Source organism: Dyadobacter sp. HNCC25DJ184, assembly GCF_056895215.1.
Genome location: NZ_JBXHAQ010000012.1, coordinates 84,176 through 101,104, shown reverse-complemented (window position 1 = coordinate 101,104; position 16,929 = coordinate 84,176). Strand labels below are relative to the sequence as shown.

Annotated in this window: 14 protein-coding genes; 6 read left to right on the top strand and 8 right to left on the bottom strand. The window is 43.0% G+C overall.

The window, feature by feature from the left end; all coding sequences use genetic code 11:
• Window positions 1–401: 401 nt before the first annotated feature.
• The 3 genes from AC1XUD_RS18180 (at window position 402) to AC1XUD_RS18170 (ending at window position 8,727) form a co-directional block, all read left to right on the top strand.
• Window positions 402–3,512 carry a SusC/RagA family TonB-linked outer membrane protein gene (locus tag AC1XUD_RS18180; RefSeq protein ID WP_483362466.1) on the top strand — a complete coding sequence of 1,037 codons (3,111 nt, stop codon included), beginning with the start codon at window positions 402–404 and terminating at the stop codon, window positions 3,510–3,512.
• 9 nt (window positions 3,513–3,521) lie between these two features.
• Window positions 3,522–5,090: a RagB/SusD family nutrient uptake outer membrane protein gene (locus tag AC1XUD_RS18175; protein ID WP_483362465.1), complete on the top strand. Its 1,569-nt coding sequence runs from the start codon at window positions 3,522–3,524 to the stop codon at window positions 5,088–5,090.
• Window positions 5,091–5,223: 133 nt separating this feature from the next.
• Window positions 5,224–8,727, top strand: coding sequence for a VCBS repeat-containing protein (locus tag AC1XUD_RS18170; protein WP_483362464.1), 3,504 nt, complete (start codon window positions 5,224–5,226; stop codon window positions 8,725–8,727).
• A 19-nt stretch (window positions 8,728–8,746) separates the two neighbouring features.
• Here AC1XUD_RS18170 and AC1XUD_RS18165 read toward each other — a convergent pair whose 3' ends face one another.
• The 5 genes from AC1XUD_RS18165 to AC1XUD_RS18145 form a co-directional block, all read right to left on the bottom strand.
• On the bottom strand, window positions 8,747–9,082 hold the full coding sequence (locus AC1XUD_RS18165) for a DUF5615 family PIN-like protein (RefSeq protein WP_483362463.1): 336 nt from the start codon (window positions 9,080–9,082) through the stop codon (window positions 8,747–8,749).
• Complete coding sequence (locus tag AC1XUD_RS18160) at window positions 9,079–9,336, bottom strand: DUF433 domain-containing protein (RefSeq protein WP_483362462.1); 258 nt, start codon at window positions 9,334–9,336, stop codon at window positions 9,079–9,081. Before AC1XUD_RS18160 ends, AC1XUD_RS18165 begins: the two co-directional genes overlap by 4 nt.
• A 78-nt stretch (window positions 9,337–9,414) precedes the next feature.
• Complete coding sequence (locus AC1XUD_RS18155; RefSeq protein ID WP_483362461.1) at window positions 9,415–10,260, bottom strand: maleylpyruvate isomerase N-terminal domain-containing protein; 846 nt, start codon at window positions 10,258–10,260, stop codon at window positions 9,415–9,417.
• 42 nt (window positions 10,261–10,302) lie between these two features.
• Window positions 10,303–10,743, bottom strand: coding sequence for a DinB family protein (locus AC1XUD_RS18150; protein ID WP_483362460.1), 441 nt, complete (start codon window positions 10,741–10,743; stop codon window positions 10,303–10,305).
• Between the two features lie 78 nt (window positions 10,744–10,821).
• Entirely contained in the window at window positions 10,822–11,379 is a 558-nt protein-coding gene (locus AC1XUD_RS18145) for a DJ-1/PfpI family protein (protein ID WP_483362459.1), read from the bottom strand.
• Between the two features lie 168 nt (window positions 11,380–11,547).
• Between AC1XUD_RS18145 and AC1XUD_RS18140 the strand changes: the two genes are divergently transcribed.
• On the top strand, window positions 11,548–11,976 hold the full coding sequence (locus tag AC1XUD_RS18140) for a MarR family winged helix-turn-helix transcriptional regulator (RefSeq protein WP_483362458.1): 429 nt from the start codon (window positions 11,548–11,550) through the stop codon (window positions 11,974–11,976).
• Window positions 11,977–12,118: 142 nt separating this feature from the next.
• On the top strand, window positions 12,119–13,384 hold the full coding sequence (locus AC1XUD_RS18135) for an MFS transporter (RefSeq protein WP_483362457.1): 1,266 nt from the start codon (window positions 12,119–12,121) through the stop codon (window positions 13,382–13,384).
• 32 nt (window positions 13,385–13,416) lie between these two features.
• Here AC1XUD_RS18135 and AC1XUD_RS18130 read toward each other — a convergent pair whose 3' ends face one another.
• From AC1XUD_RS18130 to AC1XUD_RS18120, 3 genes are all read right to left on the bottom strand, one after another.
• Window positions 13,417–14,031 carry a hypothetical protein gene (locus AC1XUD_RS18130; RefSeq protein ID WP_483362456.1) on the bottom strand — a complete coding sequence of 205 codons (615 nt, stop codon included), beginning with the start codon at window positions 14,029–14,031 and terminating at the stop codon, window positions 13,417–13,419.
• A 212-nt stretch (window positions 14,032–14,243) separates the two neighbouring features.
• Window positions 14,244–14,750, bottom strand: a complete 507-nt coding sequence (locus AC1XUD_RS18125) for a 2'-5' RNA ligase family protein (protein WP_483362455.1) — start codon at window positions 14,748–14,750, stop codon at window positions 14,244–14,246.
• A 179-nt stretch (window positions 14,751–14,929) separates the two neighbouring features.
• Complete coding sequence (locus AC1XUD_RS18120; RefSeq protein WP_483362454.1) at window positions 14,930–15,400, bottom strand: SRPBCC family protein; 471 nt, start codon at window positions 15,398–15,400, stop codon at window positions 14,930–14,932.
• A 340-nt stretch (window positions 15,401–15,740) separates the two neighbouring features.
• On the opposite strand from AC1XUD_RS18120, the gene AC1XUD_RS18115 reads away from it, so the two are divergent.
• Window positions 15,741–16,916 carry a DUF2652 domain-containing protein gene (locus tag AC1XUD_RS18115; protein WP_483362453.1) on the top strand — a complete coding sequence of 392 codons (1,176 nt, stop codon included), beginning with the start codon at window positions 15,741–15,743 and terminating at the stop codon, window positions 16,914–16,916.
• The last annotated feature ends 13 nt before the right edge of the window (window positions 16,917–16,929 follow it).

The following is a 16,929-nucleotide window of genomic DNA, read 5'->3' as shown; positions in this document are numbered from 1 at the left end:
GATGCAAAACAAAGTGCAAATTTTGATTTATAAAGTACAATTGTTTTTATGGTATGAGTGTAGCTTATTTCAAAGAAACATTTCGAAATAAAAACTTTGATCGCATTGTCATTTGGTAGAATTGAATTCGATTTGATTGGTTGTCAAATGCGAATTCTCTTGAGATAATCTATATTAAATGAAACGGTATTAATACCGAAGAATAAATTAAAAAGCATTGCCTTAATCAATCTATTACGTACCCCTAGCTGCCTATGATGACACTGTTTTTTCGATAATTCGAGTTTCAATTGCTTATTGAGGTTTCAAATTTTAAGATTCTGAATGTCTGATATGTTCAGAATTCTGAGGGTCTGGAGCTTCGGATTCTACTAAATGACTAAAGCTAAACCTATGACCTTATGAAAACACACTCCGATTTGATTCGGCTGTCCTACCGATTATTTAAAATCACCATTTATCAATGCATTATAGCGTTACTTTCCGTAAGCCTCTGCTCGGCAAACTGGGTGTTCCCACCTGCGAGCGCAGCACCAGCGAAGGCAATTCATGGAAAAGTTCAGGAGCAGGTAGGAGGTAGCACCAACGCGCTTCCTGGTGTCAATGTGGCCATAAAAGGAACCACAAGAGGTACGATTTCCAATGAAAAAGGCGAGTTTAGCCTGGAAGTACAAGATGGAGAAGAAGTTTTGGTATTTAGCTTTGTTGGGTATAAAACTCAGGAAGTTACAATCAACAATCGTTCAGAAATCATAGTAAATCTTGAAGCCGATCAGAAGACCTTAAATGAGGTCGTGGTGGTTGGGTATGGTACTCAGAAGAGGAAAGATGTGACTGGCGCAGTGGGCAGCGTAAAAGGAAGCGATATCAAGACGGTCGTCGCTGCAGATGCGTCTGCCTTATTACAGGGAAGACTTGCGGGGGTTACAGTTCAACAAGGTGGCAGCGCACCGGGCCAGGCTCCGGCGGTTGTCATCAGGGGAACGGGTACTTTTGGAAATGACCAGCCACTGTATGTTATAGATGGAATGATCGCTGCTTCGATGTCATATATCAATCCAAATGATATTGAGTCGATGGAAGTGCTTAAAGATGCTTCGGCAGCAGCCATATATGGTAGCCGGGCAGCTAATGGCGTTATTCTGGTTACCACGAAAGCCGGAAAAGCAGGTGATGTTAGAATCAGTCTCAATGTAAAAGGAGGTATTCAAACTCCAAGCAAAAAGCTGAAATTCTTAAATGCACGCCAATATGCGGACTGGAATAATATGGCACATGCAAACGATAAACAGCCAAATGCGCCAGGCAACGACACTGAATTTGACCCCAATATTGATACAGATTGGCAGAGTCTGGAGCTTGGCTCAGCGCCGGTGACCGACTATAACCTGAGTTTGTCGGGAGGTAGTAATAATGCGAAATACTTTATTTCGGGCCAATATTATAACCAAAAAGGTATCGCTACCGACTCGTGGTTTAAGCGGTATAACCTGAGGGCCAATTCGGTATTCACTAAAGGAAGATTCAAGTTTACCGAGTCCTTAAGTTTGTCGCGGGCTATCAATAACCCAAACACCTATGTTGGACGGGAAACAGGCCCATTGCCGACTATGGCGGTATACAATCCAGCCAATCTGGGGGGATATGCTGGTTTAGACCCGGCCTTTGCGGGTGTCTCCAGGGTGGTAAACTGGTATGGTCTGGCGCACTTGAATGACAACAGGTATACTAACGATCAGGCGTTTGGAAACGTAGGCCTTGAATATGAAATCATTGACGGATTGAAATATAAACTGAATGTCGGTCTGGACTATGCTGTATATCGTGAATATGATTTTACGCCAGCATTTTTTATGAGTAATTCGCAGGAAGCGTTTCAGCAACAGGCCACTTTAACAGATAGATATACACAATCAGTTACGACCCTCGTCGAAAATACGCTGAACTACAACAAGTCTTTTGGATCACATAATCTCGAGGTTTTGGTCGGATACACCTCGCAGAATGGAAACGCACGAACTCTGGGAGCAACCGCTGCCAACTTCCCTTCTAACGATCTGAGGGTAATTAATGCGGCCATTAACCGCACCGTCAATACCACGGGTGATTTGCAGCAATTTGTGCTCCAGTCTGCCTTGGCGAGGTTGAACTACAACTATAAATCGAAGTATTTGTTAACAGCAACGATACGTCGTGATGGCTCTTCGAAATTTCTTTACCCGTCCAATACATTCGCCACATTTCCTTCTTTCTCTTTGGGATGGAGGGTCAGTGAAGAGTCATTTTTTCCAAAAGATGGTTGGGTTAGCGACTTGAAACTAAGAGGGAGTTATGGTTCCTTAGGGTCTCAGAATATTGGAAACTACCTCACTGCACCCACTTTCAACCTTACGTCAGACTATTATTTCGCTGGTGGCGCTCAGCCCGGAATTGCTGTAACTCAATATGTTAACCCCGGCCTGAAATGGGAATCGACTAAAACGACTGATATAGGGGTAGATATCGCCATGTTTCGAAATACGTTGACCATTGCGGCGGATTATTTTGACAAAACATCTTCCAATGTCCTTGCCAATATACCCATCCCTGCATATGGCGGTGGTGGTGCGAGTCTTACCAAAAATGCTGCTTCAATCAACAATAAGGGGTTTGAACTGGCTGTCTCTTACTCGAAACCGACCAGCTCGGCACGTGAATTTAAATACAATATCACCGGAACTTTCAGCACTGTTAAAAACAAGGTTGTAAGTCTTGGTGACGGCGTAAGCCCGATTATCGCTGGTGGTTTTACGCAACAATCATTGCAGTCAACGAGAACAGATGTTGGTCACCCGATCGGCAGTTTTTGGGGATATCAGGTGCTAGGCATATACCAAACGCAGGAGGAAGCCAATGCTGACACGGTTGGTCTCGGGGGTAAGTTCATTCCCGGTCCTGGCGATTTCAAATTCAGTAAAAGTCCGACATGGCTGGGGAGCCCTTTTCCAAAATTCAATTATGGTCTCAATTTCAGCGCTTCCTATCGGAACTTCGATTTTGGCCTGTTCTTTCAGGGAGTCAGTGGCAACAAGATATTCAATGCAAAAGGTCGATTCCAGTATATTCTCGATTATGGCAGCAACAAAAGTACGGAGGTTTTGAAAGCATGGACACCGACAAATACCGATACGGATATACCACGAGCCACGCTGTTAGATCCCGCGAACAACAAAAGGGCATCGTCGTTCTATATAGAAGACGGTTCTTATCTGAGGCTGAAAAATCTGACGGTGGGATATAGCTTGCCGCAAAATGTGCTGACGAAAATGAAGATAAGCAATGCCCGTTTTTATGCCAGCGGTCAGAACCTTTTAACCTTTACGAAATACAAGGGATATGATCCGGAAGTGGGGCGTAATAGCAACGGAGGAAGCAACCCGAACAATATCGGTGGTTTGCTGAACAACGGTGTGGATCAGACGGCATATCCAAATGCCAGAATCGTGAGTTTGGGTCTTGACTTAACGTTTTAATTGATTAAGATGAAAAAGATATTTAACAAGGGCAATAAAGGAAGGTTCCTGATACTGCCGTCGATATTTGTAATGGTCGTTTTGCTCACAGTAAACTGCAGCAAAGACGATCTGAACGTTACGAACCCAAATGCACTGAGTACGGCTAGTTTTTGGAAGACAGCAGACGATGCTGAAAAAGGATTGGTAGCCGCATATGGGCCATTAACCACAACGCAGGGTTGGGGCAGGATGCTGGGAGCGATTCTCACAATTCACCGTGGAGATGATGCCAACGCATTTTCCTGGAATGAAGTAAACGGCCCTGGTACTTTTACGGTAACTCCGAATGACGGTCGCGTTTCGGAGGGCTGGGGTGAACTGAACGCCATCGTGGCAAGAGCAAATTCCGTGCTTTTCTACGTTCCGGATATCGAAATGGATGAGGCTCAGAAGAAAAGAATTTTGGGCGAAGCGGCGTTTTTGAGAGGATTGGCTCATTTTTACCTGTTGAATATATGGGGCAATATACCGCTCATTAACAAGCCGATAGAAACGCTCGACGACCTTTATATTGAGCAGTCTCCTCAGGCGGATGTTTGGGCTTCGATCATCAGTGATTGCAAATTGGCCCAAAGTTCGCTGCCTGAAACCGTGGATGCTGCAAATGTCGGCAGAGCTACCTGGGGCGCGGCAACTGCTCTTCTGGGTAAGTCATATCTGTTTACGAAAGATTGGACGAACGCTGCGGCGGAGTTCAAAAAGATAATTGACAAACCTGCTTTGTACAAATTGGTGGCCAATTATCAGGATAATTTTATGACGGCGACAAACAACAACGCCGAGTCGATCTGGGAGCTTCAGTATCAAAGTAATGTCAATGCCAGTTGGGGAACCAGCGGTACGCCCAATGTTGGCCGGGGACAGGCATATGAGCCCGATATTGCGCCGCCTGCCTATTCGAGTCAGGGTAGTATTTCTGTAAATCAATGGGTTTTTGATGCTTTTATGAAACAAAAAACCAAAGACGGCCAGATCGATCCGCGGGCATACGCAACTATGGTTTGGAATTATCCGGGCGCAAAGCTTTATCAGGACGACTTTAAAACAAAAATGATTGGTGCCGACCTTAACAGAATATGGGATCGAAAATATCTCAATTTCGACAGGGAAAGTTCGCTGGTGCCGGGTTCATGGTGGTATGCTTCCAATAATCGCCGCATGATTCGACTTGCAGACGTATTGCTCATGTATGCGGAAGCGCAGAATGAAGCGAGTGGCCCGGATGCGACTGCATATGAGGCCATTAACAGGGTTAGGGCGCGAGCCAATATGCCAGATATTACGCCTGGTTTGAGCAAAGACGCTTTTCGCACAGCAGTTCGGGATGAAAGAGTTCTTGAATTGTCATTGGAAGGCGACAGGATTTTTGACTTATTGCGCTGGGGCACAATGGCTGAAGTATTTACTAGCCATCCTGAATACCGTTCAAACAGCAAGGGCGTTTTTGTGAAAAACCGGGATGAATACTTGCCAATACCTTTCAACGACGTGAGCGCTAACCCGAAAATCAAGCAGAATCCGGGATATATTCAATAAACTTGATATCTGAATATTAGTACGAGCGAAATCCCGGCCTCTCCGTCGGGGTTTCGTTTGTAAAAGGTTGTTTTTAAATTCTATGAGAAACTTTTTGAAGGTTAGTATTTTCTGTAGTTTGTGGCTGTCAATAATGGCTTGCAAGAAAAATGATTCAGAGCTTTTTCATAAACTTTCACCCGGCAAAACGGGAATTCATTTTACGAACACAGTAGTCGAAAATGATTCGGTGAATATGCTCAGCTACTATTACTGCTTCAATGGCGGTGGGGTGGGTATCGCCGATTTTAACAACGACAGTCTGCCGGATATTTTCTTTACCGGCAATATGGTTTCCTCAAAGCTGTACCTTAATAAGGGTAATCTGAAATTTGAAGACGTAACAGCATCAGCCGGACTAACGACCAGCGACTGGATTATGGGTGTGTCGGTTGTGGATATCAATAATGACGGATTTATGGATATTTATCTCAACGTGGCAGGCCCGCAGTTTATGCATAAACAACATAACCTGCTCTATATCAATCAGAAAAATTTGACTTTCAAAGAAGAAGCGAAAGCATATGGACTTGCCGATACTTCGTTTTCCGTTCAATCCGCGTTTTTTGACTATGACAGAGATGGTGATCTGGATATGTACCTGCTTACGAACGATGTGGACGGGCAGGGGAAATCTTTTGTTCAACCTGCGTCGTTTGCAATAACGCGCGGAAAAACGATTGATAAACTTTACGAGAATGTGGGTGATACACTCGGACATCCGCTCTATAAAAATGTATCAAAAGCTGCCGGATTAACGCAGGAAGGATATGGATTGGGGCTTGCAATTGGCGATATGAATCAGGACGGATGGCCGGATGTATACGCTGCCAACGATTTCATGCCCAACGACCAGTTGCTGATCAATCAAAAAAATAAGACTTTCAAAGACGAAACCAGAATGGGAATGCGGCACCAGACCTATAACGGTATGGGGGTTGATATTGAGGATATTAACAATGATGCCAAACCGGATGTGATGGTCATGGATATGCTCCCGGAGAATAATGAACGCAGAAAAACAATGATTGCCAAAGCGGATTACGAGAGCTTTTTTCTTCGGCAAAAGGCGGGGTATATTGATCAGTACATGCGTAATACTTTGCAGCTTAATCAGGGAACGGACGGAAACGGCACTACTTTTTTTTCAGAGATAGGCCAATTAGCCGGGGTTCATGCCACAGACTGGAGCTGGAGTGTACTGCTGGCCGATTATGACAACGACGGATTCCGCGATGCTTACATCACCAACGGTTTTGTAAAGGATATCACGGATCTGGATTATCTGATGTACAATGAGGAAAGTAATATGTTTGGAACGAATGCGGCAAAAGAGGAAAAGGCTAAGAGCCTGGTCAACCTCCTGAAAGGGGTCAAACTTTCCAATTATATGTACCAAAACAATGGAGATTTGTCGTTCAGCAATTCCACAAAAAACTGGGGTTTGAAATATGATTCTTACTCAAATGGCGCAGGATATGCCGATTTGGATAACGATGGCGATCTTGATCTGATCGTCAATAATATTAACGAAGAAGCTTTTGTGTTTGAAAACAGGGTTTCTGGGTCAGAAGTAAAGCCTAACTATCTGCAGCTAAACCTTAAAGGCGATACTAGGAATTTGAATGGCATCGGAACGGCTGTGACGCTGTATTGCGGAGCAGAGAAATTCTACCATTATTTTTCTCCTGTCAAAGGATATTTGTCGAGCATGAATGTACCCTTACATGCAGGATTGGGAAGAAACGCCGTTATTGATTCCTTGATGGTGGTGTGGCCAGATGGGAAATCGCAATCGATCAAATCATTGAAAGCCAATCGATTGCTGACACTTGATTATCGCAACGCAACAATTCAAAATACCGAATTGGTCAAAAATTTCAATCCCATTTTCACGAACGTAAACTCAAAATACGGCATGAACTGGAAGCATAACGAAAATAATTACAATGACTTCATCGAAGAATCTTTGTTGCTTTCCATGTATTCCAAAAAAGGCCCGGGAGTAGCAGTGGGAGATATTGACAATCAGAACGGTACAGATTTTTTTATTGGAGGCGCTGCCGGAAATGCCGGTACATTATTCTTGCAGACGAAAGCTGGGAAATTTGATCAAAAACAGATCAATATTGCTGACTCTAAATATGAAGATATGGGTTCGCTTTTCTTCGATGCAGACAACGACAACGATCTGGATCTGTATATCGTAAGTGGTGGTAGCGAATTCAAGAACATACCTGGTGCATATAACGACAGGCTCTATATCAACGATGGGAAAGGGAATTTTACAAAGGAAGAAGCAGCTTTGCCTTTAACTGTTTCAAGCGGGAGTTGTGTAATCGCCACTGATTTCGACCACGACGGCGACCTGGATATATTCAGGGCGGGAGCATTGTCTCCGGGCTTATATCCAACTGCGCCACGCAGCTATATGTTACGAAATGACGGCGGGAAATTTACGGACATCACTGGAAAAACCGCTGGCCTGGCCAATGTCGGAATGGTAAACAGTGCCGTTTGGACTGATTTTGATAACGACGGCTGGCAAGATCTCGTGGTAGCCGGGGAGTGGATGGCGCCAACTTTTTATAGAAATCAGAACGGAAACCTGGTTAACGTATCAGCGCAAACAGGACTTGGCGATATGAACGGGTGGTGGAATAGCATATATCCAGCTGATATTGATAGCGATGGCGACATCGATTACATATTGGGTAATATGGGTACGAACGTCGATTATAAGCCCGCCAAGAATCAGCCTCTCGAGATTTACTACGGAGACTTTGCCGGAACAGCGAAGCCAAAGCCTGTAGTTACCACCTATATCTTGAGTAATAGCGGAGAAAAGAAATCATTTCCTCTGACCTATCGGGATGATCTGTTCCGGTCCATGCCGTTTTTGAAAAAGCGTTTTTCGTCCTATGAACCATATAGCAAGGCACAGCTCAGTGGTATTTTTGAAAAAGAAACGATTGATAAAGCTGTACATTTTACCGCAAACACCTTTCAAAGCTGTATTTTGCTTAACCATGGAGGAGGAAAATTCTCGGTAAAAATATTGCCTCCTGAAGCGCAATTCTCTTGTATTTATGGGATAGTGACTACCGACGTCGATCAGGACGGGAATCTGGATATATTGATATCGGGAAATTCTCATTCCAACGAAGTAGTGTATGGCTGGATGGACGCCTCGCTCGGGTTGCTGCTGAAAGGTGATGGGAATGGCAATTTCGCTCCCCAAACTCCCGAAAAAAGTGGCTTGTTCCTATGCGAAGCCACACGCGGCCTCACGTCACTTTACACGCAGAGCGGTCAGGAAATAATAATATCCCTGGCAAATTCCGATAGCCTGAACCTGTTATCCAATCAACACAAATTGCAATCTCAAGTTGTATATGCAAGCCCGAAGGATAATTATGCGGAAATTACGTTTCAAAATGGCAAAAAGCGAAGACAGGAATTTTATCGTGGCGCAGGGTATTTGACCCAACAAGCCCGCGCTATTCAAATCGACAACAGCATGAAAATGGTTCGCTTTTTTGATGGGAAAGGTGATGGGAGAGTGGTGTTTGATAGGGAGGACTCGAATTTGAATTAACGAAATCGACGATCGGAACTTAAAATATTTCGAGAAGACCGTGCGACGTTGACCGATCAAATAGCAATATGTCCGGAAGCATTTCCAATAAAACTTTTGCAATATATTTAGTTGATGAATTTCGGGTACGCAGTAAAACTATTTTTGGAGGAAAGCCATACATATTGGCGAGATCTTGAAAGTCTTCATCCAAAGTTACTAAGGTATAATTATTTCTTTTGGCAAACTCCCATATCTGTATATCCTTTGCTGGTCTGGCCAAACCTGTTCTGCTGACATGCAAAGTGTCAGGAACATAGTCATTCAGTTGCCGCACTAATCTGTATGAGATGTTTTCGTCAAGTAAAAATCTCATATAGAAGCAATCAGCATTTTTGTATTCTCTTCTCTGTTAGCGGCAAACGCTAGGGCGGCTAAAATGTCTTCACGGCTAAGCTCGGGAAAATCTTCAACGACATCTTCATAAGACATACCATTTGCAAGCCATCCTAAAATATCCCAAATTGAAATCCTTGTTCCTTTGATGCAAGGTTTACCGAAACGAATCTCAGCATTGATACTGATTCTGTCATGCCAGTTATACATAGCGATAGCTTTTTGTGTTAACAAATATACAAATTTTTAACCCCGTCACCAGTTCAATGCAATGTCTCTATCAGGTTGGGCAAAATTGTCTGGAATTGTAAATCAGGCCATTACAGAAATCATATTTAATACCATCTCCCCCAATTTCTGGTCTCCAGATATTTCCACTTCTGACAAAGCCTGTTCTGGAGATATACCTTTTGAAAATAGTTTCCATGCACATTGCGGTGATATGGAAATGGTTGCGTTTGCTGTTCCATTAAAGACTTTTGTAAGCTGCCAATCGGTGTCCCGTTTGATAATATGCCATTCTCCACCAATTTCCGTGCGTACTTTTACAGTCACTACGGTGTTTGCATCAGCGGGCACATTTCGGTAGGTGTATGGAAGTCCATGCATGAAAGTATCAATAAAAGGGTAAAATAACTCCCTCGTCAAAAGTGCCTCGCTACCAACAGCCTCCCTGATTTGCTGCTGATGTATATACTTTTCGGTGTATTCTCTGGCTATATGAAACCAGTTTTCCGACTGCTCCTGACCTGCCCAGGCAACGGAGAATATAGCGGGTTCAAAAGGGTCCAGCGTTTCGAGGTGATCGGCATATTGCTTTCCCGTTATCTCCAGTAATTCAATCAGAATCTGTGGACTAACCCGTTTGGTTGCAGCTGTCCAGGTGGCATTTAACTGGTTTAGATAATTAACCAAATCGCTGTATGACGTGATATCAGGAGGCGTGTCTCCAAAATATTTATCTCTTGAAAACGACAACCCTCTTAAATTTCCGTCCAGCAAATGAGATGCAATATCTTTTATTGTCCATAATTTCGCGATGGTCGCGGAATTCCATTCGTCAAGTGTTAAAGACTTCAGAAGTTCGATCAGGAGATGGTCTAATTGCTGAAACAGATGTGTTGTCTTTATTGGCACATCTTTGGTTAATTGACTCATATCGGTGTTATAAATTATTTCAATAGTTTGATAATATTGATTCTAATAGTCAACGATCTGATGCAGGTGGTGTTCCAGATGCATTACATAATCTCTTATTAGAAATTGAAGGGTATATCTCTGGCCACCTGCCGAGCATTCCCGATGTAAATATTCCGTTGGGATGTGTTTCAGCAATTCTACTAACTGCAGATTATATATCGTCCAAAAATTGATAATCTGTTTTCCATCAATTTGCTGGTAATAACCGTGCTCATTCCATCTGTTTTGATCATATGCAATCACCGGTTTTTCTTCGAACTGTGTTCTTACAAAACGATGATGATTGTTGGTGGCACTATCAATTAAATGACCCAATATCTCTTTTTTGCTCCATTTTCCGGGAGAGGCTTTGAACGAGAATTGCTGGTTATCAATTTGTAACAGGAGTGGAGGTATAAAGGCGCATAGGTATTCCAGCCTTTCGATGGCAGTATCAATCATTGGTGAAAGTGGTTGGATAGAAATTATTATTTGGTAGCATTGCTTTCATCATGTTCAGGTTTTTCCAGAATAGAATCATTACCCACGATAATCCATTTTCTGCCGGATTTCAGCCGCTGCGTCTTTTCCTGCCCATTTTTCACATAAGTAAAGCCCCAGATCGATAGACGCAGAAACAGCGCCGGCTGTGACTACATCACCATCTTCCACAACTCGCTCGTGAGAAATTTGCTTACAATATGGCTTCAAATCATCGTAATTCTGGAAGTTTGTTGTCGCTGTTTTATCAGTCAGAAATCCTGCTGCTCCCAGCAGTAAGCTGCCAGTGCATATCGAGATTTTATATTTAGCCGGTCGCGCCGACTGAATCCAGGCGATATAGGCATGGTCATTTTGAAGTTCACGCGTTCCGAAACCACCCGGCACGATGAGCACATCATAGTCCGATAACGATTTGTTGACTTGGGTAGGCACAATTTCAAGACCAAAGCTATCCTTAGCCGTATCGCGAAATGAACAGATATCCCAACTCAGATCGGGCAAATAATTCATGGATCTCAGCCTGGTTATCGGATCGTAAATTCCGATAAAGTCTAGCAAAGTGATCCCTTCAAAGATGATGTAGGCAATTTTCATGACGTACTGGTTTTTCGATCAAAGGCCCCATTCGAGGATATATTAATTATTTGGGAGTGATTTTTGTAGAATATGAAATTAATTCTCAGTCTACAAGTTTATAATATCTTGCTTATTAAAAAATAGTAAAGCAACTTTGTTAAGTAAACTTATTATTTAAATCGTGTTATGGAACAGACTGATAAAGAGATCACGGATAATTTGCGGACAGTTATGTCGCGACTTTTGAAGGTGTTGAGAAGTCAGACAAAGAATGAAGAGCGACTTTCTTTGACAGAAAGCTCAACGTTAGCGTTTCTACATAATAACGGAGAAATGCTTCCGTCTGAATTGGCTGCTATTGAAAAGGTGACCGCACAATCTATGTCTCAGATTATCAACAAATTATTGGCGCACGGGCTCATTGAAAAAACGGCATCGGAGACGGATAAACGAAAAGTAATTATAACAATAACAGATTCAGGAAAGCAGACAATTGAGAGGCGAAGGCATGAAAAGGAAGAATGGTTGGCGCGATCCATTAGCGAAAAGACGACGGATGAGGAGAAATATTTTTTAACAGAAGCGATACGGGTGTTGGGGAAATTGGTCGATTAGTTTTCGACGGTCGACAAGCGGCTTTCGATTAGCAGGATAAAGTATTTCGATAAACAAAAGTCCAAGGATTCCGAGGTGTTTTGGGGGCGACAACCGATAGCCGAATTCTGACAGCCAATGTTCATTTAATAGTTTTTTATGCATGGAAAATAAAATATTTAAAGCGTTTCGAAGTCGGAATTACCGGTTGTATTTTTTCGGACAATCCATTTCTCTGATTGGAACGTGGATGCAGAGGACAGCCGTCTACTGGGTTATTTATGTTCAAACTCATTCACCATTTATGTTGGGTTTGGCAGTTTTCGCCGCACAGTTTCCCTCTTTCCTCTTTTCACCTTTGGGTGGCATCGTGGCGGATCGCTATAATCGATATCGGGTGTTAATGGTCACTCAGATTTTGTCGTTGATTCAAGCTACAATACTGATGTCTATTGTTATGTTCACCCAGTATAATATTTGGGGAATATTGTCGCTGAGCATCGTGCTCGGGACTATTAATGCATTTGACGTTCCTGCGCGCCAGTCGCTAGTAAATGACCTGATAAGCCACAAAGAAGACCTGTCGAATGCCATTGCACTTAATTCGTCCATGGTGAATTTGGCAAGGATGGTTGGTCCTGCGATTTCCGGTATTGTTCTGGAAAAACTGGGTGCAGGAACATGTTTTATGATCAATGCATTGAGTTTTGTTGCCGTCATCGGTTCATTGTCATTGATGAAGCTACCAAGCTTCATTCCTCCCTCCCGGACCAAAAAGGTCGTTCAGGAGTTCAAAGAAGGCTGGGCATATCTTCGCGCCACGCCTGCGATCGGACTGGTTATATTACTGCTCGCTTGTGTCAGCTTAATGGTACTTCCATTTATCACGCTGCTGCCGGTATATGCCAAGGTGATATTCAAAGGGGATGCATCCATTTTTGGATATCTAAACAGCGCAATTGGTTTGGGTGCAGTGGGAGGTGCTTTTTTTCTGGCTTCGTTGAAACCGGGCACCGAATTGAAGAAAATACTATTTGTTAATTTATTGATTTTCGGATCCGCGCTGATGCTTTTTTCACACATGACAAACCTGCCCCTTGCGCTGTTTTTTGCAATGCTTGCTGGGTTTGCAATGATGTCGCAGTCCACCATTATCAATACCATTATTCAAACCAATGTATCTGCGGAAATGCGTGGACGTGTCATCAGTTATTTTGCCATGGCGTTTTTCGGAATGCAGCCGATTGGCGGACTATTGGTCGGTACAGTTTCTCAGTATTTGGGTGCGCCGAACACGCTTGTAGCAGAGGGGGTAGCAGCCTTGCTTATTGCCGCCGCATTTTCAACCTTTTTGAGAAAGGGTAGTCCGCAAAAACTGGATGAAGTAGCACTCGTAGATATTGACGACCCTATTATCAAAACCGGCTAAAGATAAGGAATGCGGTTATTACTCGTTGAGTATCAATATGCTTCGATTACCTTCAATTTATGTCGGTCGTTTATTTTATAATTCGATACGGACATTTTGTGAAAAATGAAGCCAGATGCAATCAATACGCCAGCCACAATAAAAGAGGAGCCGTCGGTTGTAAAGCGCTTACCGTCAATTCCCTGGTTGAAAAAATCCGCGCCTAGATAAACAAGCCCTGCCAAAGGGAAATAATACGAAGCTTCTGTGACAAACGGAATCCTTCTGGAAACCTTGATCTTGTGAATATCCGTAAGCAAAATCTGTTGGTAATTCGTCTTCCCGGCAGGATCCGTCACGGCTATGGAAAACGACGAATCAGTGATATTTTCAATCGTGTCGTGAAATTTGGTCCGATCATTCTTAAGGCGAAATTTGATTTTGTCTCCCGGGTAAAACCGAATACGATGGAACTTGCCAATGCTGGGCGAAATGTTCAGAATCAGGTATTTCTCACCCGGCTTGATCAGGACATGCTTATTTTGTTTAATATACAATTCTTCACTTGAAAGCGGCTTTTTCTCGTTCGGAGCAGTTTGTGAAAGAGCTGGATTAATGAAAAGTGAGAGTGAAAGCAATGGCAATAAGCAAATCAGGTATTTTTTCATGACAAGATAAAAAGGCTCGCGGTTATACGTATAATATCCCAACGTTGAAAATGGTCAAGGCGTGTATATGTTTTACGTTGATTAACCCAGATTTGTTGACTTTGAATAATATAGTCCATAACATATTCAAAAAATGACGTGATTGTAACGACACCATGCCGACCAAATCGCCCGGTCAAACCCCTGATCAATGCATAGCTCTCATGATGTTTCTAAATTCGTCTGACCAGGTCAAATTCTTTCAGCACTTCCCAGGCTTTTCCATTTTCCTGTTTGATCACACTTATCCTATCGAATTTCAACTTTTGTGGGATTGTGTATTTCCCGATCTCTGAAAATATCGCATCGGTGCAGGTCGAATTTCGTGGATGCATTAAAGTGATATGCGGCTCATGTTTTATAATTACTGCATTTTCGCGCAACACCAACTTCCTGAGTTTTTGAAATGAAGTATTGTCACCCAGCCCAGGCATTAAAACTCCGTCACCGTTTGCGAATCTTTCGGCTGGACCAAATTTGATGATAATTTCAGAAGCTGATATATCTTCCAGTGTTTTCAAGGTGGCGGACAAGTCAGTCAGCTCTTCTTCGCGACAAAGTGTGACATGGCTTCTTATTAAGCTGAGCTGTTCCGGATTATATTTTTTACGAATTTCCTCGATCTCTACCGATTCTTCCGTCGTCACGAAAAGTGTCAGTTGGGTTCGTTCGCTGTTCATGAAATACTACATAAGTTGTTGATTATTAGTCTTGTATATATGCGCTGGCTCGTTGCCTGGCAGCTGACTTTATCAGAGCCTTTCCAATTTTAATGGGGCCTCCCTTCCGCGCCCATTGCAACGGAGTTGACCACGCGGTTCCTGTTTTATTTGGATCGGCAACTTGATTGAGGAGGTTTTCAGCCCTTAAAAACCCCAAACTTCTTGTCGACAGCTACCGTCCGATAGTCAAAAATTTCCTGCAATTGTTTTTTGATAATCAGTGAGTTAGCGATGGCTCCCAGAAATCCCAATGGTGGCTCGTAAGTAACGATATCGGTCATTAACACGCCTCCTTCTATCGGCTCGATTTTATGTTGATGGTGCCACATCGAGTAAGGCCCGATCCGCTGTTCATCCACAAAATACTCCTGATCTTTCACATGGGTAATTTCCGTAACCCAGTCCAGCGGAATTCCGAATAAAGGGCTCACTTTATAAGTTATGATCATGCCCTGGTACATTTTTTCCGAGTTATTATTGCTGGTAACCGTAAAGCCCAGATGTGGTGGGGTTATTTCTTTCAGATTGCCCGGTGCTGATATAAAACTCCAGACATCAGCAATGGTCGCCGGTATTTTTTGTGTTTTCACGAGTTGGTAAAAAGCCATGCTATAATTTTAATGTTTACTGTGAATGACTTCAATCAAGCCATTGATGCAACAATGTACGCAATTAGTGTGCTTTTCCAGTTGAATTATAGTTATTGCTCAATTTTGGAGCAATATTTTATACTAAGTTCGCAATTCTGGATTTGTATTGTCAGAAAAATCCTTCACCTTCAATAAGCCAAATATGTATCCAGATAAGTGACATAAATGTCTGAAAATCAAATATTTCTATGGTATTTGTCAATAAAAATTTCACTAAATTCATATCCGTAATTCTCACTCCGCCTGCGCGACTGTTTGCCCTTGAATCATTCACTTTTAACTGGCCTCTCCCGATAAAATGTCTGAACTCAACGCCACCATTCTTATTCCCGATATCAGCGGGTTTACGAAGTTTATGACTTCAACGGAGCTGGCTCATTCGTCACGTGCCATCAATATGTTGATTGATGAAATTATCAATTCGGTGGGAGGCGAATATGAAGTTTCGGAGATTGAGGGCGATGCAGTTTTGTTGATCAGAAAAGGCCCTGCACCGACCCAGAAGGAGGTGGAAGACACCTGCCTCCGGATTTTTAACGACTTTCACTTCCGGCGAAAATGGATGCATAAATATGCGGTTTGTCCCTGTGAAGCATGTCAGGGATTGGCGCATTTGACCTTGAAATTTGTCGCTCACCACGGTCCGCTTGCGGAAATTAGGATTGGTAAGTTTGTGAAGCAATCGGGTCCGGAAATGATCGTCGCTCATCGATTGTTGAAAAACAGCATCGACAGCCACGAGTATTTGTTGCTAACCGACCGGATATTGACAGACGGGCCGCCCGCCGATGGCGATTTGCTGAGCTGGAATAGTTCATTTGAAGAATATGAATCTATTGGGAAAGTGCCTTTTCATTTCAGTTTACTACAGGAGGCAAAGTTGCTTATTCCGGAGCCACCTGAACCGGATTATTATCCGTTATACGAGGCGAGCGATTACCTGCGCGCAAACATACAGGCCAACTTTAAAGAGGTGTATATTACGGTAATGAGCGTCCCGACGCGCAACTTGTGGATGCCAGGATTGCGAGTGGTTGTTCAGGATGTCGCGGATGTATTCATCGGCAACGTCCATCATTGCTCATTCGAAGACCACAGCGCAGTAGTTTCCGCTATAAAAATGGATATGACAGCAGTGGAAATAAATTATTCGGAAAGTTGTCATATCAATGAAACCGGGATGACTCTGGTTTATGAATACAGCTTCAAAATAGCAGAGCGTGACTGTTGCGATTTTTCGGTCAGATTTTTAAATGTTGGTCAAAAATCTCTGACAAAGGATGAATCGGCCTCATTGATTGAAAGAACGGAAAAGATGATGGAGGCACTTCGGGGATATTGTGAAAGAAGGGGGAAAGAAAAGGAGGAAGGGGAGGAAATGGACGAAAAAATTGAAAGCAGCAAATTGGAGGAATCAACAAAGACCGAATCTTCTAAATGGTGGGAGAAGGTTTTGAAGGTGTTTAAATTTTGAATCTGCATATTTG